Consider the following 16,476-nt stretch of genomic DNA (forward strand, 5'->3'; position numbering starts at 1 on the left):
GACTTTAAGAGTCGCCGTTTTTTACTCGTATCTTTCGCAATCAATGCGGAAAAAGCACAGTCGGAAGATGATTTCCGATATAACCGATTATGAAATCCCGCTCATTTCTGTCTTCAATAAAATGAATACGATGACTCTTCGAAAAATCAGTATGGCGTTCAAATACGCCAAATACGTTTCCCTTTGGCATACGGAATTTACGGGCAGCAAGGTGATCGGAGTTGCTCATTGTAGAAGTGCTTTCTCCTCGCCATTGAAACAGGTAACTCGGAGCAACAGATCCGGCGTCACGCCAATGTTCCGCTGTTTCATTCATTTTGGCTAATTTTGCCAGCACTCCGCTAATGTATCGGGAATCAAGTTGTTCGATTTGATCTGCGACATCAGGCGAAAATCGTAAATTTGGGAAAAGCTTCCCTTTCTCAGAATTCAATTCTGCTGCCGTGGTAACCGAGCTAATATATCTTTTCTTGAACAATTCCAGAAGCGAATAACAATGACTTTCGCGACTGGCATGATCAACCATAACTTCTCCAACGATTGATAGATCCTTACAAACATAAGCTTTGAGCTGATGCACATCCCATAAAGGGGATGTAGGCACACTGACTACAATATCTCCGCGGTAAAGAGCGAAACCAACTGCAAAACAGTCTGGCCCTTCAACGGTTGCTATACGGTACTCTTGACCAATCAACGCCTCTTCAAGCTCTTGATCAAGTGATATGCCATTCTCAATTGGTATTTTCGTATCGAGTGTCAATACGAAGGATCGCATTTCACGATCTATGGTGCTATCAAATAACCATTCTTCTACCGCCCATTCATCATCAGACTGTGTCGGTATACGGACATCCTGAAGGCAGCATTGAGACCGGACGACATTATTAGTGGCCCCGATGTCAATTAGTGTACCGATAACCGAAACAAACTCTTCGAAAGCTATACGCGCAGTTGTGAGATCGGGGACGGAACAACTTGTAACAGATGCTTCATTGAAAATGATATCTGGCGTACGCATACATCAGTTTTTCGATTTACGGACGAGTGCCGCGAGCATACGCTCGTGTTCATCAAAAAAGCCATCAGGCCAGAAGGAAAGTCTGCCGTTAGCATCAATTTCTGGTGTTTCAATATAGGCATTTGTCCCTTCACGTTGGAAATAATGAAATGCAACGTTTTCAGGTGTTAATTCTTCTCGTCGAACTGCTACACGCAATCCATTCATGACATGGTCACTGTGAGTCTCTAAAATAACCTGCACATTTTGACCAACTAAAGCAATCAACCTTGCGAGTTCGGCTTGGCCTCGTGGATGTAAATGAGCCTCAGGGTTTTCCAATAGTAATACGGTGCCGGACTCAGCAGAAAGCAGAGCAACTACGAGTGGCAGACAATACGTCAAACCGAAGCCGACATGAGTTGGCCTATAGTAACGTGAAGCCACATCACCCCGCCGTTCGAACCCATAACCTAACAGAGAAACCCCGGCATCGCGTAGCGGCTTCACATCTATGCGTACACCGGGACTAAGTTCGCCTAACCATGCCTGAACATGATGAATAAGGCTATCGCCTTTAGCGGCTGGGTGGCGCACGGCAATATTTGCTACAGGCGCCTCGCCATGTTCGATTAGGTAACGAATTGCATATTCACCATAGATACCTAACCCTTTGGTTTGCTCGACATCTTCGTATGGATAAGTGAGTCGAGGCCCCCAGCGTTCCGCGCTTAGATACGAAAACCGTAACTGATCAAGAGTAGCCAAATCCTTGCGCTCGAATACGTCTTCTGTAATCAGCCGGTGAGTCTGGGGATTGTATTTGAAACGCCACGAATGGGACTGCAGAGACGATTCACAGGCGATTAGTATTTCGTCAGACTCGGCAAACTCGTATAACAACTCTCGACCACTACCTTGAGATACGTAATCGCCATTCGGAAATAACTCGACGTAATCGGTGCTTGGATCTCGTTGATAATCGATTTGCTTTAAAAGCAAGAGCGCTTGGATAACCGAACTTTTACCTGCACTGTTCAATCCGGCAAGCAGCGTGACGTTGCGAAATGGAATTTCTAAAGCCTTAAATCCCTTGAAGTTTTCAAGATACAGCTTTTTCAGCATGCATAACTCCCTGAATCAGCTTTTCGATTTTGTTAAACCGTTCCCGAACATTTGAGACAGAGCCGGTAGCGACTGAAATCGACGATTGGAATGAATAATCTTTCATCATTAGTTCTGCGAATCTCTTCATAAGGTCATCACGATATTTCTCAAGATAATCTACCTCTGCGTTCGAAAGTTTTGACAAATGTACAGCCCAAACTTCGAAAAGTGCCTTGTTAATTGGGCTTAACCTATTTCCATAACCGTAATATTTTCTAAACGCCCATTTACCAAAAATTCGCTTTGCGACATCCATCGTATTTTTGAAGCATTTGGTTAGATCCTGGATTTTATTATCCGGCCACGAATTGATTTCATCCATCGTTTGAATTAACAATGCATCGAGATCGCCGGTATTGTATTTATTAGGGGGGGTAATGTAGAAAGCGCAAAATCTGAGTACGCACTCCCGATCGGCCATGCGCTCGTCGCGAATACTGTTACGAGTAACCTCTTTAAAATTTTTGGATTCAGCCAATTCCTTTAGTAGTTTTGTAGCGGCTCCTTGCTTGATAGCATGGCGAATTTCCTGTGCCGATAACGGCAATCCGCCGGTATTGATACGTTTGAAGATATTAAACATAACCGGTGAAGGAGTACCCGGCTGAATTATGTGAACGGTGACTTCACTTTCTAAGATTCGGCGTTGCATCTGCCGATTAAGATCAACAAATTTTTTACCATTCAGCTTATGAAGAAACTCTAATCCCTGTAACACCAACTCTTTGTCGTGAATGAACTCCTTGAGTGTCGTGATACGTTGCAGGCCGTCAACTACAGACCAGCAATCATGTTGATTTGAAGCGACGTAAAATACAGGTAAGGGAATCCGCAGCAGCAAAGATTCAATGAGGCGCGATTTCCTAGTCAGGTCCCATATACCGGCCCGACGTTGAAAATCAGGCATCAAGTCTATCTCTTCATCACCACCTCGAATCCTTGCCATGATTAAATCGACCGTCATAGGCTTAGTCTTGACATCGATCTTTTCAGGATCGAAGGGCTCAACAATTGCGACGGCGTCATCAGAAGTTTTCTCAACCTCTACTCCAGTACGCTGCTGATCAGAAGTCAATTCTTCCAACAACTCTTGTTCTTGCAAATTTTCTTTATCCATGTAACCCAGATCGCTTTAATCTTTGCCTAACAAATTGCTTATCACCAAAAACTACAAATTCAAAGAATGTTCGGGCAGCAATCACAATATGCTCATTATAAGTGGTTATATCAGGCTGCTGTCAGCGCCCTAATTAGAATTAGCCATGACCTCCGAGCCATGCACCTCAGTCATATCGCAAACCGTTGGCCAGTGCCGCTTCTTTAGCGGATAGCGATTCAGCCCCCTTCCACCCCCTGAAAACACCAATGCCAGGGTTCGTAACGATAACCCGACGCGTTGCCGGGCGGATAGGACATGACGAAGCCGAAGCGGTTGGCGTTGGCCTGCAACCAGGCGAAAGCAGCGGTCAGTTCGAAGCCCTGTTGCACCGCCGGCGCATCCGGACAGGTCAAATCCACGGCGCGGCCGGTGTGGTGTTCGCTGTAGCCGGGCGGCGCCAGCACGGTCAGGATATCGGCAATTGTCGCGCCGGCGTCGAGCTTGGCGCGGATGATCTCGGCCTGGCGTTCCACGCTGCGGTAGGCCGAGATCAGGTAAATTTCGATGCCGTCGGCCGCTGCGGCGGCTTTCATCGCCTGCCAGGCGCGGCCGGCTGCCGGGGCCATTAGAAACTCCCTGCCCTTATGGTCGACGTCGGCGACGGCCAAGCTTTCTGCCGCAGGATACAGGCGCAAGCCGCGGGCTTCGACCGCTTCGACGGCAATTCCCAGCGCAGCGCAGATCGCGCGCGGATCGTAGCTTGCCGTTTCCAGAGAATGCGTCATGTCCGCACCGGGTTAACAGGGCCATCCGCCGAACCGGCCGGCATTTGACTGAGGTGACGGCGATTTCGCAGCGGCCCTATCAAAGCGATCCAGCAACCGCTCCCGCAGGGTTTGGCCGAACGAGCTGAGCCGCCGAGTTACGTCTTTCATTCCCATAATTCCCTCAAAACAAGCCGTTCTGTTAAAAGCCGATCCAAGCATTCAGCGCGGTTTATGGATATCCAATTTCCGCATCCGATAGCGCAACGTGCTGGGCTTAACCCGCAAGCGCTGCGCTGCGCCTTGCGGGCCTTCTATGACCCAGCGGGTTTGCTCCAACACCTGCAGGATATGTTCGCGGGCGACCGCATCCAGGCTGGCGTCGCCGAGCTGGAGCGGCGCGGTTGAAATATCCGTCGCACTGCCCGGCAATTGCTCGGCGCCGATCTCCAGCCACGGCCCGTCGGCCAGGATGATGGCGCGCTCGATGATGTTTTCCAGTTCGCGGATGTTGCCGGGCCAGCGGTAGTTCTGCAAACGCCGCATCGATTCGGCGCCGACGCCGTCGATTTTTTTGCCGATTTTCGGCGCGAATTTGCCGATCAGAAAATCGGCCAGCAGCGGAATGTCTTCCAGCCGCTCCCGCAGCGGCGGCGTGGTCAACGGAAATACGTTCAGCCGGTAGAACAAATCCTCGCGGAAATTTTTGTTCGCCACCTCCTGCAACAAGTCGCGGTTGGTAGCGGTGATGACCCGCACGTCCATTTTGATCGGGGTCTGGCCGCCGACGCGTTCGAATTCGCGTTCCTGGATCACCCGTAATAATTTGACCTGCACGTCCAGCGGAATTTCGCCGACTTCGTCCAGGAACAGCGTACCGCCTTCGGCCAGTTCGAAACGGCCGATACGTTTGCCGATCGCGCCGGTAAATGCGCCTTTTTCGTGGCCGAACAATTCGCTTTCGATCAGGCTGGACGGCAACGCCGCGCAATTGACTTTGATCAGCGGCCGCTGTTTACGCTTGCTGGCGGAGTGGATGGCGCGCGCCACGAGTTCCTTGCCGGTGCCGGATTCGCCTTGAATCAGTACTGAGGCGTCGGTCTGCGCCACGCGTTGCACCTGGTGCAGCAACGAGCGCAGCGCCGGGCTGCGGCCGACGATTTCCTCGAAATTGTGCTCGGCCTTGATTTCTTCCTGCAGGTAGCGGTTTTGCGCTTCTAACTTGGCCTGCTCCCGCTCCATCAAGACTTGGGCGGTGATATCGATGAACATTGTGCGCATGAAGCGGCCGCTGGGATCGGTTTTCGACCACCACCGAATCCAGACCGGCCGGCCATCGTCCTTGCGCCGCAATTCCAGCACCACGCCGGCGCTATCCGTGCCTTTTTCGACCGATGCGAACGCCTGCTGCAACCGGGCCTGGGCTTCCGGCGTCTCCGGCACCAAAGAAATGCCGCGCGTGGTGCTTACCTGCTCCGGAGTTAAACCCAAAATTCGCAATGCCGCCTGGTTGGCTTGGAGAAACCGGGTTTCGACATCCTCGTGCACATAGGCGATCGGCGCTTCGTCGAACAATTCGCGGAAGCGCTGTTCGCTGAGCCGCAGTTGCTGCTCGATGCGCAGCCGGTTTAATTCCGCCGCGGCGCGGGCGGCGAAGATTTTGAAGACATAAAACAGATTGTCCCGCTCCGGCATCGCTTGCCTATCGAACAGCGCCAAGTGGCCGAGTATCTCGCCTTCGCCGTCGCGCAGCGGCACGCCCAAATAACTTTCCACCCCCTGCTCGTGCGGAAACATCTGCGACACGCCGGCAGGGTAATGGCAGAAATTGCCGCGCAACACGTCTTCGCACGGCGTACCGGGCAAATCCCATTCCTGATCGTCCAAAAATTCGCCGTCGGCCCAGAACGCCAAGCAGCGCACCCGGGTCTTAGCCTGGGCGAACTCGGCGACGAAACCGTTCGCCACGCCGGTCGCCAGGCATAAGTTGCGCACCAACGAGCGCATAAAGTCGCCGCCGGTAGCTTGGGCGGTGCCTTCGACCACCGCCTTCAGAATCGAAAAATCACAGGAATCGCTTGGGTCCATATTTACAAAAGAGTGGACGAAAAAAATTGATGCCGCAAAACGCCGCCACATTCTAGCCGCGGCCGCCAATTCAAGGCCACCATATTTGGCGGCCGCCGCGAAATATCGCGGCACTCTTCAGCGCAAACTTGACCAGCGATAGCGCCAAGTTTTGACAAGCCATTGATTAAATTTAACTAATTCCACACAACAGGACCTGGCACGACGCTTGCGATATTAGCTGCGTCGGACGGCGCAGGCTGCCGACACTTCACTAATCTAACTCAACGGAGACTATCCATGAAAAACCCAACTACCGTCGTCAGCACCGCTTTGGCTTCCATCCTTGCCATGAGCGCTATGGGATTGCCATCCACGACCGCTGCCGCCGACAAAAACGATATGGAGAAATGCTATGGCGTCGCCAAAGCCGGCAAGAACGATTGCAAAACCTTGTCCAACGCTTGCGCCGGCCATGCAATCAGCGATAACCAAAAAGATGCCTTCATCGCGTTGCCGGCCGGCACCTGCGAACGCATCAGCGGCGGCAGCCTGCAAGCTCCGGCCGGCATGTAATCCGGATCGGTCATGGCGCAGTCACGCAATACCCTATCCTTCGGCGCCGTTAACGCTTCGATTCCGGCTGCGGCCGGAATCGGGCTGCGTTCGCCGCACTACCGCGATGCCTTGCATAGCCCGGCCAAACCGGCCTGGCTCGAAGTGCACAGCGAAAACTATTTCGCCGCCGGCGGCCCGGCGCTACGGATGCTGGAAAGCCTGCGGCGGGACTATCCGCTCAGCCTGCACGGCGTCGGCATGTCGCTGGGTTCGGTAGTCGCTCCGGACGGGCGCCATTTACGCCAGTTGCAGCAGTTGATCGAGCGCGTCGAGCCGGCTCTGGTGTCCGAACATTTGTCTTGGAGTGCGTTCGGCGGCCGCTATTTGAACGATCTGGCGCCGATTGCCTATACCGAGTCCGCCCTCGCCGCTTGGGTGCGGCGGGTGGCACAGGTGCAGGACTTTCTCGGCCGGCCAATCTTGCTGGAAAACCCGTCCAGTTATCTGCAGTTCGACTATGCCGACTACAGCGAAGCCGAATTCCTGAGCCAATTGGCCCGCCGCAGCGGCTGTGGCCTGCTGCTGGACGTCAACAATCTTTACGTTTCTTGCCGCAACCACGGCTGGGATACGCTGGATTATCTGCTCGCGCTCGACGCCGGCTGCGTGGCCGAATTCCATTTGGCCGGCCACCGCCGCAACCGGATCGGCGCCGACGTGATCCTGATCGACAGCCACGACGGTCCGGTCGCCGAACCGGTATGGCAGTTGTTCCGCATGGTTTTACAGCTGTTCGGCAACCGGCCGACGTTGATCGAGTGGGATGCGGATTTACCGGATTGGCACACCCTGATCGGCCAGGCCGCACGCGCCGATCGCTATATGGAGCAAAATTATGTCCAGGCTGCATGATCTGCAACGCGATTTTGCCGGCTTCGTGTTTGGCGACTCCAGCCGGGTTCCGGCCGGTATTGTCGCCAACGGCATCGCCCCGGAGCGGCGGATGGCCGTTTACCGCAACAACACGCAAACCGGTTTGAGCCAGGCCTTGCGCGACACCTACCCGGTTATAAACCGCCTGGTCGGCGCCGGCTTCTTCGACCGGCTGGCGCGGGCCTATATTGGCAAATATCCGCCGGCCGCGGCTTGCCTGCTCGAATTCGGCGCCGATTTCGCCGAGCTGATTGCCGGCTTTGCCGCTGCCGCCAGCCTGCCCTACTTGGCCGATGTGGCGCGGCTGGAGTGGCTTTACCACCGGGCCTACCACGCCGCCGAATCCCCAGTTCCGGCGTTGACGACGTTGCGCGATTTCAACCAGGTCGATTGCGGCGAGTTGACTGCAAAGTTGCATCCCAGCGTCGGTTTGCTCGAATCCGACTATCCGCTGCTGCCGATCTGGCTCAGCAACCAAGCCGATTATCTCGGCGATCCGCACGTCAATCTGGATGCGGGCGGTTGCCGGCTACTGGTGTTCCGGCCGCAGTGGGACGTCGAGATCCGGCCGTTGGCATTGGCGGAATACCATTGTTTGGCGGCCTTGGCCGGCGGAACCGGTTTAACCGCCGCGGTCGGCGCCGCTTTGGCATGCGATCCGGATTTCGCCGTCGAGTCCTGGCTCTTGGCCGGACTGTGCAGCGGTCTGCTGGCCGATATCGTTTTACTGTAACCGAGGTTAAAGCCATGAATACGCTGATTTCGAATCCTGCCCCGGACGCGCCAGGCAAAGCCGCAAACACATTTCTCCGAAGATTGCAGCGCCTGCTGACGCCGCTCGCCGACGTATTGCTGCGCGCTTGGGTCGGCTACGCGTTCTGGATTTCCGGTTGGCTCAAGTTGAACAGTTGGGACAGCACCTTATATCTGTTCCAATTCGAATATGCGGTGCCGCTGTTACCGAGCCCGGCGGCAGCCGTGCTGGCCACAACCATCGAACTGTTGGGGCCGCTGGGTTTGTTTCTGGGCCTGTACGCGCGCTCGGCGGCGGCGTTACTGTTCGGTTTCAATATCGTCGCGGTGGTGTCTTATCCGGAACTGGGCGCGGCCGGCCTGGAACAACACCGGACTTGGGGTTTGCTGTTACTGGCGCTGATGGCGCACGGCCCCGGCCGTTGGTCGGTGGATGCCTGGCTGGCGCAGTTGCGGCGCCGGCCGGGTTGACGCATGTCGCCTTCCAATACCTTATTGCCTCTGCACGGCAAAACCGCGCTGGTGATCGACGCGACTTGCGCCGCAGGCGCGGCCGGCGCCAGAGTCATGCTGAATTACCCGGATCGGCGCGATGCTGCGGAGCATCTGGCGGAACGCATCCGCAACCGCGGCGGCCAGGCCATGGCGTTTCGGGCCGATATTGCTGTTCCGGGAGAACTACGCAGCCTGTGCGACGTGCTGCTGGCCTATTGGGGCCAACCGGACCTGTTGGTCGGCGCCGGTTCGCACGCCGTAGCGCTATCGGCGGCTTTGGGCTCAACCGATCCGCCGGCACTGGTCCTGAGTTACGACGCCGTTGCGCCGTTTTTGGCCGCGGCTGGCGGCGCAAGCCAAACCTAATCGGAACTTGGCGGCAAAATCCTTATCACTGATCAACGCAATCCGTCTGCTATTTAATTTCCGGACCAGAAGGCATCCATGAAAAATTACCACTACCCCAAAATCCCGGCCGCCGAAATCACGCCCAAGCACTTATTTCAAGCCCGCCGCAAATTCATGCAAACGGCGGGCGGCGCGGCGTTGGCGGCGTTGTTACCGCAACCGCTATGGGCGGCGGGCGGCTTCGGCGAGATCAAAAAGTCGGAATTCAGTACCTCCGAGGCCTTGACGCCGTTGCAGTCGGTCACCGGTTATAACAATTTTTACGAATTCGGCACCGGCAAGGACGATCCGGCCGCCCGCGCCGGCAACTTGAAGACCCGGCCCTGGAGCGTCCGCATCGAAGGCGAAGTCAAGAAACCCATAACCTTGGATATCGACCAGATCTTGAAAATAGCGCCGCTGGAGGAGCGGATTTACCGCCTGCGTTGCGTCGAAGCCTGGTCGATGGTGGTCCCCTGGCTGGGGTTTCCGCTGGCCGAATTGATCAAATGCGCGGAACCGACCGGCAAGGCCAAATACGTCGAGTTCGTCAGTCTGCACGACCCGCAGCAAATGCCCGGCCAGAAATCGGCGGTATTGGACTGGCCCTACCGCGAAGGCCTGCGCCTCGACGAAGCCATGCACCCGCTGACGCTACTGACCGTCGGTTTATACGGCGAGGTGCTGCCGCCGCAAAACGGCGCGCCGCTGCGGATCGTGGTGCCGTGGAAGTACGGTTTCAAGAGCGCCAAATCGATAGTCGCGATCCGCTTCCTGGAACAACAGCCCACCACCAGTTGGATGCAGGCCGGTCCCAGCGAATACGGGTTTTACGCCAACGTCAATCCGGAGGTGGACCATCCGCGCTGGAGCCAAGCCAAGGAACGCCGCATCGGCGAATTCCTGAAACGCAAAACCCTGATGTTCAACGGCTACGCCGAACAGGTCGCGCCGCTATACGCCGGCATGGACTTGGCCCGCTACTTCTGACCTATGGCTAACGTATCGCTAGACGGCAAAGCCCTGGCCCGTATTAAAATCGCGGCGTTTTGCCTGGCCTTGCTGCCCTTGGGAAAATTGGGCTTCAACGCGTGTCTGGACAATTTGGGCGCCAATCCGATCGAAAAGATTACCCACGTCACCGGCTTCTGGACCCTGACTTTGCTGATGGTGACATTGGCGGCGACGCCGCTGCGCCGGCTGTCGGGCTGGAGCTGGCCGATCCGGCTGCGGCGCATGCTAGGCTTGTTCGCGTTCGGCTACGGTAGCCTGCATCTGCTGGCTTATTTGGTACTGGACCAGTTCTTCGATTGGGAGGCCATCGTGCAGGACATCGCCAAGCGGCCTTATATCACGGTGGGTTTTCCGGCCTTTCTGTTAATGGTTCCGTTGGCGGTGACGTCCACCGATAAGATGCTGCGCCGACTGGGCGGCAAAAATTGGCTGCGCTTGCATAGTCTGGTCTACCCTTGCGCAATCGGCGGTGTCGTTCATTATTGGTGGCTGGTGAAAAAAGACTTGAGCAATCCGCTTGCCTTCGCCTCGGTTTTGGCGATACTGCTTGGCGTCCGCGTCGCCTACCGGCTCGGCGGACCGCTTTTTCGGCGACCGAAGCCAGCCCGATCAACCTGATTTTCTAACCAGCGCCCCCTTGAACCCGATCCGCGATTACCTGTTCGTCTACGGCAGCCTGCGCCGAAAACCGGGAGCTTGCAGCAACCACCCGCTGCTGGCAGGCTGCGAATGGGTCGGCCCGGCGACGCTGGCTGGCCGACTTTACCGGCTGGACGGCTATCCGGGCGCAGTCGACGCCGGCCGCGGCCGGGTCCAAGGCGAAGTCTACCGTCTGCGCAACGGCCGGCGCACGCTGGCAGCACTGGACCGCTACGAAGAATGCACGCGGCATTTTCCGCCGCCGCACGAATACCGCCGGGTGCGGCGTCCGGTGCGTTTGGCCGACCGGCGGGTTTTGTCGGCCTGGGTTTACCTATACAATCGCCCGACCGCCGGCTTGCGCGCTATCGCCGGCGGCGATTATTTTCTCCAACCTCAGGAACAGGCATGATCAGCGTCATCCAACGCGTCACCCAAGCCAAAGTCACGGTCGACGGCATCGATATCGGGGTTATCGGCTCCGGCATCATGGCGTTATTAGCCGTGGAAAAAGCCGACACCCCTAAGCAAGCCGATCGCCTGCTGGAGCGGATTCTGAATTACCGGATATTCGCCGATGCCGACGACAAGATGAATCTGAGCTTGCGCGATATTAACGGCGGCCTGCTGTTGGTGCCGCAATTCACGCTGGCCGCCGACACCGATCGCGGCAATCGCCCCAGCTTTACCATGGCCGCGCCGCCGGAGATGGGCCGGGAATTGTTCGAATACGCCCGGCAACGCGCCGCGGCAATCTACCCCCATTGCCAATTCGGCCGCTTCGGCGCCGACATGAAAGTCTCGTTGGTCAACGACGGTCCGGTGACTTTTACCCTGCGTTGTCTGGATAAAGCCCGCTAAACGCCGACCGCCTTGGCCGAAGTCGCAACCGCCTCGGCGGCGTCCTAACGCCGAACCAATCTACTGCTAGCGAAATACCGTTCGCTCCCGAAACGGTACTTCAAAATGAACTATGTTAAATAACGCAATTTAATTTGCAGCGTAACCCGCTTGCTACTAAAATCGCGCCACCCTAATCAACCATAGAGATATGCTTATGAAGAATCGTCATTTATTGCTGGCCATCGTGTTACCTGCTTTGTTTGCCCTCAGCGGCTGCGAATCGGCGAAACCGGTCGACGAGACCAATGCGGAACCGGCAGTAGTGGCGCCGGCTGCCGTCGCACCGGCTCCGGTCCCGGCCGTAGAAAGCGCGCCGGCAGTAAGTCCCGAACATTGCGCCAAACACAAAGCCGATGCGATGCACGACTGCGAAGCGCATTGCAAGAAAAGTAAAGGCAAGAAAGATAAGGCCTGCCTGAAACACTGCGCCGACAAAGCCTTGGCCGACCACGATTGCGCGAAACATTGCGCCGACCATCCGCACGCCAAAGACGCGGTCTGCGCCAAACATTGCGCGGGCGATGCCAACGCCAAACCTCACGAATGCGGCAGCGAGCACTGTGCGCACCACGAAGCCGACGCGGCCAAACATTGCGACGCCGGCCACTGCTCCCACCACAAAGGCGCAGCCGCCCATCAATGCGGCGCCGAACATTGCCATAAGCACGGCGGCAACATGGCAGACTGCTGCGGCAGCGGCCATAAATGCGAGAAGTAATTTAACGCCCGAAAACGGCGACGCTTATCCCATCGGGTAAGCATTGCCGCAATAAGCGAAACGGCCCGGCGCGATGCGTTCGGGCCGTTTGTTTTTTCGGCTCAGCGAATAGCCAGCAAGGCGCGCAACACGTCTATCCGGCTGATCATGCCCGCCAGTTCGCCGTTCTGCATGACCGGGAAACTGCGGGTAGCCGATTCTTGAAACTTGGCTGCGACGTCGACCAAACTGTCGTCGCCGTTGACCAGTTGCGGGTCCTTGTTCATATATTCGCCGACCGTACCTTCCAAGGTCTGGTTGTAGGCCGAGCCGACGAACACTTTCATGCCTTCTTTTTCGGAAAACACGCCGACCAATTTGCCGCGCTCGTCCACCACCGGCAAACTGGTGACTTTATGGTCCAATAATTTTTTAACGGCCTGAGTAATCTGGGTATCGGGAGTGACGGTAATCATTTTGGCCGACATGTAATCGGCCACCGCAATTTTGGCTAACATGGTAAACCTCCTGCGCTTATTATTGTTGTCGGCACAACACCCCAGCTCGGGCTTGGCACGCCGGAACCGGTTTCTGTACCGTAACAGCGATTATTATCAATATTCGGCCGGGTATCCAGCTTTATTATGTGCCGCCGGCACCACGGACAACCCACCAGCCAAATCCGCATGCCGGCTGGCAGCGCGGGCATTAACGGCTAAGCTTGTTGCAGGCAATTCCGACCAGAGACGACCATGGCAATGCACGATCAAGGACTTTCCGCGACAAGCGGCGAATTCTCGCTACGCAGATTGTTAATAACGCTGACTGCGACAGTTGCTGCGCTGCTGATCATCGGCAACGTCATCGTTTGGCTTACTCACGATCGGCTGGTTGCCGCGGAGAACGATAAGGCCCGCCTGACCGAAGCCACGCTGGCGTTCAAGAACGGCCGCTACCACGTGGTACAGATTCAACAATTTCTTACCGATGCCGCCGCAGTCGGCGAAAACGATTACAGCGAAGCGCTGGAGGAAAAAACCGCCGCGCATGGGGAGATGGCGCGTTTGATGCGAATATTGCCGGAATTTCAAACGGACATTGTGGCCGCCGACCATGCCGTGGACGAGTTGTACAGCGTCGGCAAACACATGGCCGACGCCTATTTCCGCGACGGCCGCGATGCCGGCAATACCATCATGAAAGCGCCCCAGACCGGCTTCGATGCTGCTTCGGCGGCACTGGCCGAAACCCTGGACAACCTGTCCGGGCGCCTGGAACAGCAGGTCAAGGCCGCAACGGCCCGGCAAAACCGGATATCCGCTCAGATGTTCGGCGTTAGCGCCGGCGTAGCCGGTTTGGCGTTGCTGTTGATCGTCTGCGCCAATATCTGGCTGAAGAGAAAATTGCTGGCGGTGCTGGGCGGAGAACCGGTATATGCCTCGAAAATGGCTAGTAAGATCGCCAAAGGCCAGCTGGATGTGGAGATTGAGGTCGTAAACGGCGACACGGCGAGCCTGCTGGCGATCATGAAAAACATGGGCAGCGAACTGTCCAGGCACATGCGCCAAATCAGCACGGTCAGCAAACAAATCGGCCAATCCTCATACCAGATCGCGAATATCTCCGGCGGCATTTCCAACGCCAACCGTTCCGAGCAATCGCGTTCTTCCGAAGTCCGCCAAGCCGTGCAGCAGTTGCGCCAGGCCTCGGAAGAAGTCGACCGCTTTACCGACACGATTCGGGAACGCACCCAGGAAACGCATAACACCGCTCAGCAAGGCATCCTGGCCGTGCAAGAAAATCTGGAGGAAATGCGGCGCGTGGTCCAGGAAGTGGAAAGCGCCGAAGCTAAAACCAACGCCCTACGCGAAGCCAACCGCCAAATCCAGGACATCACCACGACGATACGCAACATCACCGAACAAACCAATCTGCTGGCATTGAATGCGGCAATCGAAGCGGCCCGAGCCGGCGAATACGGCCGCGGTTTCGCAGTAGTCGCCGACGAAGTGCGCAAACTGGCGCAAAACGCCTCGGGCGCCACCGCGGAAATCGGCAGCATCATTGCCGAACTGACCAAGATCATCGAACAAAATACGCTGGCGATGGGCTCGATAATCCATCTCACCAAGCAAGGCATGGAAAAGGCCGAGACCACCAGCGTCGTGATCGATCGAATCGTCGGTCAAGTCGAGGAAAACGCCCGCACCGCCCAACAAATCTCGAATGCCACCGAAGCGCAACTGGACAACGTCGGCCAGTTGCAAACCCGGGTCGAGGCGCTGTTCGAAGCCCTGGGCCAGAACGAATCCAAGGTCCACATCACTCGCACCATCAGCGACGACCTATACCAAGTCACCGAAAAAATGCGCGAGATGCTCGAGCACTTTAACTTCGACGAACGCCGGGTGGCTAAACCGCTACCGAACGAACACCGCAAGTACCCGCGTACCGCTCACTACTTGCTGGCCCATGTCGAAAGCGGCAATTGCACCTTGGACGGCGTCACGGCCGATTTCAGTATGAGTGGCGCCTGCCTGCGCCTACCGCTGCCGCTACCGAATCGGGTCAACGACCACATCGACCTGCGGATTCGGATTCCTTACGGCAATATCGAAGAATACGAGGCGCAAACGCCGCTGGACCTGGATTGCAAGATCGTCTGGTACAAGAAAATCGACGGCGAGCACCATTACGGCGTCAAATTCGCCGAATTCCCGTCGCCGGAGACTACCCGCGGCTTACAAGCCTGCTTCGATTATTTCAACCATGCCGCGACCTACGAGAGCTGAGCGGTTCCGGCCGCTGACCGGCGCCGCGCTGACTTGCCTGCTGGCGTTGAACGCGGCAACGGCCAAGGATTGGTATGTCGGGCCGCAACGGACGCTGAAGCTGCCCAGCCAAGCCGCCCGATTGGCGCGGGACGGCGACACGGTTTACATCGATGCCGCAATCTACTCCGGCGATGTCGCGGTGTGGCCGCAGCACCGTCTGAGCCTGCGCGGTAGCGGCGGCTTGGCGCGACTGCACGCCAACGGCCTCAGCGCCGAAGGCAAGGCGATTTGGGTCGTTAAAGGCAACCAGGTCGAAATCGAGAACATCGAATTCACCGGCGCCGAAGCGGCGGCGTTAAACGGCGCCGGCATCCGCTACGAAGGCCGCTCGTTAACCCTCCGCCACTGCCATGTCCACCATAACCAGATGGGGTTGCTGACCGGTGCCGATCCGCAGCGGGAGATTCTGATCGAGGGTTCCGAATTCAACGACAATACCGTCGATTACCGTTTGCACGGCAAGTTGGGCCACAACGTCTACATCGGCAACATCAAGCGCTTCACGCTGCGTAACAGCTACATTCACGACGCCGAGACCGGCCATAACGTCAAATCCCGCGCCATGTTCAATGTCCTGCTCTACAACCGGATCGGCGACGAGACGCGGGCTTCGAGCTACTTGGTGGACTTGCCGGACGCCGGCGAAAGTTATCTGATCGGCAACCAACTGTACCAGGCGGCCGACAGCGAGAATCCGGCGATGGTATCTTTCGCCGCAGAACATAACCAGAACCAACCATACGCCCTGTATCTGGTGAACAACACGCTGGTCAACGCCAAGACCGGCAGTTATTTCCTGCATAACCACAACGTCGCCGCTGCAGTGCTGATCAACAATCTGCTGCTCGGCCAAGCCGCGACTATCCTGGGCCCGTTTCGCGAAGCGCATAACGTCCGGGCGGAGCGAGAGCTGTTCGCCGATGCCGGCCGTTTCGATTACCGTTTGCAGGCCGGAGCCGGAGCGATCGACCAAGGCGTTGCACCTGGCCTCTCCGCAAGCGGCGTGGCCTTGGCGGCCGAATTCGAATACCGCCATCCGTTGGGATTGAAAGTTCGGCCGAGCAACGGCCCGGTCGATGCCGGCGCCTACGAGTTTGATGGCAAGCGCTAAAGCCTTTTAAATTGCGCGGTTTTTCGGCACAATCGCCCTACTTCGCCTCATTGAC

18 protein-coding genes are annotated in these 16,476 nt (G+C 56.6%); 12 read left to right on the top strand and 6 right to left on the bottom strand.

Translation table 11 applies throughout. The features are described 5' to 3' along the window. Positions 1-40 precede the first annotated feature (40 nt). From NP603_RS08300 to NP603_RS08320, 5 genes are all read right to left on the bottom strand, one after another. On the bottom strand, positions 41-1,021 hold the full coding sequence (locus NP603_RS08300) for a hypothetical protein (protein WP_256610394.1): 981 nt from the start codon (positions 1,019-1,021) through the stop codon (positions 41-43). A gap of 3 nt (positions 1,022-1,024) precedes the next feature. Further along, positions 1,025-2,125 (bottom strand): AAA family ATPase, encoded by a 1,101-nt coding sequence (locus tag NP603_RS08305; protein ID WP_256610395.1) that lies wholly within the window; start codon positions 2,123-2,125, stop codon positions 1,025-1,027. Further along, entirely contained in the window at positions 2,103-3,284 is a 1,182-nt protein-coding gene (locus NP603_RS08310) for a DUF262 domain-containing protein (protein WP_256610396.1), read from the bottom strand. The genes NP603_RS08305 and NP603_RS08310 overlap by 23 nt, the downstream gene beginning before the upstream one ends. A gap of 218 nt (positions 3,285-3,502) precedes the next feature. Then, positions 3,503-4,051: a M15 family metallopeptidase gene (locus tag NP603_RS08315; RefSeq protein ID WP_256610397.1), complete on the bottom strand. Its 549-nt coding sequence runs from the start codon at positions 4,049-4,051 to the stop codon at positions 3,503-3,505. 201 nt (positions 4,052-4,252) lie between these two features. After that, the gene (locus tag NP603_RS08320) at positions 4,253-6,118 is read right to left on the bottom strand and encodes a sigma-54-dependent Fis family transcriptional regulator (protein WP_256610398.1); all 1,866 of its coding nucleotides are present in this window, start codon (positions 6,116-6,118) and stop codon (positions 4,253-4,255) included. Between the two features lie 279 nt (positions 6,119-6,397). Here NP603_RS08320 and NP603_RS08325 point away from each other — a divergent pair, with 279 nt between their 5' ends. From NP603_RS08325 to NP603_RS08370, 10 genes are all read left to right on the top strand, one after another. Next, complete coding sequence (locus NP603_RS08325) at positions 6,398-6,673, top strand: BufA1 family periplasmic bufferin-type metallophore (RefSeq protein ID WP_256610399.1); 276 nt, start codon at positions 6,398-6,400, stop codon at positions 6,671-6,673. 12 nt (positions 6,674-6,685) lie between these two features. Beyond that, entirely contained in the window at positions 6,686-7,567 is an 882-nt protein-coding gene (gene bufB / locus NP603_RS08330) for an MNIO family bufferin maturase (protein WP_256610400.1), read from the top strand. Then, complete coding sequence (locus NP603_RS08335; protein WP_256610401.1) at positions 7,551-8,321, top strand: HvfC/BufC N-terminal domain-containing protein; 771 nt, start codon at positions 7,551-7,553, stop codon at positions 8,319-8,321. Before bufB ends, NP603_RS08335 begins: the two co-directional genes overlap by 17 nt. Positions 8,322-8,335: 14 nt before the next feature. Further along, positions 8,336-8,812, top strand: coding sequence for a DoxX family protein (locus tag NP603_RS08340; RefSeq protein WP_256610402.1), 477 nt, complete (start codon positions 8,336-8,338; stop codon positions 8,810-8,812). 3 nt (positions 8,813-8,815) lie between these two features. Further along, a complete protein-coding gene (locus NP603_RS08345; RefSeq protein ID WP_256610403.1) occupies positions 8,816-9,202 on the top strand; it encodes a Rossmann-fold NAD(P)-binding domain-containing protein in 387 nt (128 codons plus the stop codon). A 78-nt stretch (positions 9,203-9,280) separates the two neighbouring features. Next, the gene (msrP, locus tag NP603_RS08350; protein ID WP_256610404.1) at positions 9,281-10,213 is read left to right on the top strand and encodes a protein-methionine-sulfoxide reductase catalytic subunit MsrP; all 933 of its coding nucleotides are present in this window, start codon (positions 9,281-9,283) and stop codon (positions 10,211-10,213) included. Between the two features lie 3 nt (positions 10,214-10,216). Continuing rightward, positions 10,217-10,855 (top strand): protein-methionine-sulfoxide reductase heme-binding subunit MsrQ, encoded by a 639-nt coding sequence (gene msrQ, locus NP603_RS08355; RefSeq protein WP_256610405.1) that lies wholly within the window; start codon positions 10,217-10,219, stop codon positions 10,853-10,855. Between the two features lie 19 nt (positions 10,856-10,874). Beyond that, positions 10,875-11,288, top strand: a complete 414-nt coding sequence (locus tag NP603_RS08360; RefSeq protein ID WP_256610406.1) for a gamma-glutamylcyclotransferase family protein — start codon at positions 10,875-10,877, stop codon at positions 11,286-11,288. After that, positions 11,285-11,737, top strand: a complete 453-nt coding sequence (gene dtd, locus NP603_RS08365; protein ID WP_256610407.1) for a D-aminoacyl-tRNA deacylase — start codon at positions 11,285-11,287, stop codon at positions 11,735-11,737. The genes NP603_RS08360 and dtd overlap by 4 nt, the downstream gene beginning before the upstream one ends. 196 nt (positions 11,738-11,933) lie before the next feature. Next, positions 11,934-12,497 (top strand): hypothetical protein, encoded by a 564-nt coding sequence (locus tag NP603_RS08370; protein WP_256610408.1) that lies wholly within the window; start codon positions 11,934-11,936, stop codon positions 12,495-12,497. Between the two features lie 101 nt (positions 12,498-12,598). Here NP603_RS08370 and NP603_RS08375 read toward each other — a convergent pair whose 3' ends face one another. Beyond that, positions 12,599-12,994 carry a CBS domain-containing protein gene (locus tag NP603_RS08375; RefSeq protein WP_256610409.1) on the bottom strand — a complete coding sequence of 132 codons (396 nt, stop codon included), beginning with the start codon at positions 12,992-12,994 and terminating at the stop codon, positions 12,599-12,601. Positions 12,995-13,228: 234 nt separating this feature from the next. Between NP603_RS08375 and NP603_RS08380 the strand changes: the two genes are divergently transcribed. Together NP603_RS08380 and NP603_RS08385 are read left to right on the top strand one after the other, a co-directional pair. Beyond that, entirely contained in the window at positions 13,229-15,268 is a 2,040-nt protein-coding gene (locus NP603_RS08380; RefSeq protein WP_256610410.1) for a methyl-accepting chemotaxis protein, read from the top strand. Beyond that, the gene (locus tag NP603_RS08385; protein ID WP_256610411.1) at positions 15,246-16,421 is read left to right on the top strand and encodes a right-handed parallel beta-helix repeat-containing protein; all 1,176 of its coding nucleotides are present in this window, start codon (positions 15,246-15,248) and stop codon (positions 16,419-16,421) included. Before NP603_RS08380 ends, NP603_RS08385 begins: the two co-directional genes overlap by 23 nt. Positions 16,422-16,476: the final 55 nt, after the last annotated feature.

Origin of the sequence: Methylomonas aurea (assembly GCF_024505045.1) — a bacterium.
Taxonomy (GTDB): Bacteria; Pseudomonadota; Gammaproteobacteria; order Methylococcales; family Methylomonadaceae; genus Methylomonas; species Methylomonas aurea.

Excerpts from the sequence above, each read along its gene's own strand:
- NP603_RS08300 (WP_256610394.1), bottom strand. The coding sequence starts at position 1,021 with ATGCGTACGCCAGATATCATTTTCAATGAAGCATCTGTTACAAGTTGT.
- NP603_RS08305 (WP_256610395.1), bottom strand. The coding sequence starts at position 2,125 with ATGCTGAAAAAGCTGTATCTTGAAAACTTCAAGGGATTTAAGGCTTTA.
- NP603_RS08310 (WP_256610396.1), bottom strand. The coding sequence starts at position 3,284 with ATGGATAAAGAAAATTTGCAAGAACAAGAGTTGTTGGAAGAATTGACT.
- NP603_RS08315 (WP_256610397.1), bottom strand. The coding sequence starts at position 4,051 with ATGACGCATTCTCTGGAAACGGCAAGCTACGATCCGCGCGCGATCTGC.
- NP603_RS08320 (WP_256610398.1), bottom strand. The coding sequence starts at position 6,118 with ATGGACCCAAGCGATTCCTGTGATTTTTCGATTCTGAAGGCGGTGGTC.
- NP603_RS08325 (WP_256610399.1), top strand. The coding sequence starts at position 6,398 with ATGAAAAACCCAACTACCGTCGTCAGCACCGCTTTGGCTTCCATCCTT.
- bufB (WP_256610400.1), top strand. The coding sequence starts at position 6,686 with ATGGCGCAGTCACGCAATACCCTATCCTTCGGCGCCGTTAACGCTTCG.
- NP603_RS08335 (WP_256610401.1), top strand. The coding sequence starts at position 7,551 with ATGTCCAGGCTGCATGATCTGCAACGCGATTTTGCCGGCTTCGTGTTT.
- NP603_RS08340 (WP_256610402.1), top strand. The coding sequence starts at position 8,336 with ATGAATACGCTGATTTCGAATCCTGCCCCGGACGCGCCAGGCAAAGCC.
- NP603_RS08345 (WP_256610403.1), top strand. The coding sequence starts at position 8,816 with ATGTCGCCTTCCAATACCTTATTGCCTCTGCACGGCAAAACCGCGCTG.
- msrP (WP_256610404.1), top strand. The coding sequence starts at position 9,281 with ATGAAAAATTACCACTACCCCAAAATCCCGGCCGCCGAAATCACGCCC.
- msrQ (WP_256610405.1), top strand. The coding sequence starts at position 10,217 with ATGGCTAACGTATCGCTAGACGGCAAAGCCCTGGCCCGTATTAAAATC.
- dtd (WP_256610407.1), top strand. The coding sequence starts at position 11,285 with ATGATCAGCGTCATCCAACGCGTCACCCAAGCCAAAGTCACGGTCGAC.
- NP603_RS08370 (WP_256610408.1), top strand. The coding sequence starts at position 11,934 with ATGAAGAATCGTCATTTATTGCTGGCCATCGTGTTACCTGCTTTGTTT.
- NP603_RS08375 (WP_256610409.1), bottom strand. The coding sequence starts at position 12,994 with ATGTTAGCCAAAATTGCGGTGGCCGATTACATGTCGGCCAAAATGATT.
- NP603_RS08380 (WP_256610410.1), top strand. The coding sequence starts at position 13,229 with ATGGCAATGCACGATCAAGGACTTTCCGCGACAAGCGGCGAATTCTCG.
- NP603_RS08385 (WP_256610411.1), top strand. The coding sequence starts at position 15,246 with ATGCCGCGACCTACGAGAGCTGAGCGGTTCCGGCCGCTGACCGGCGCC.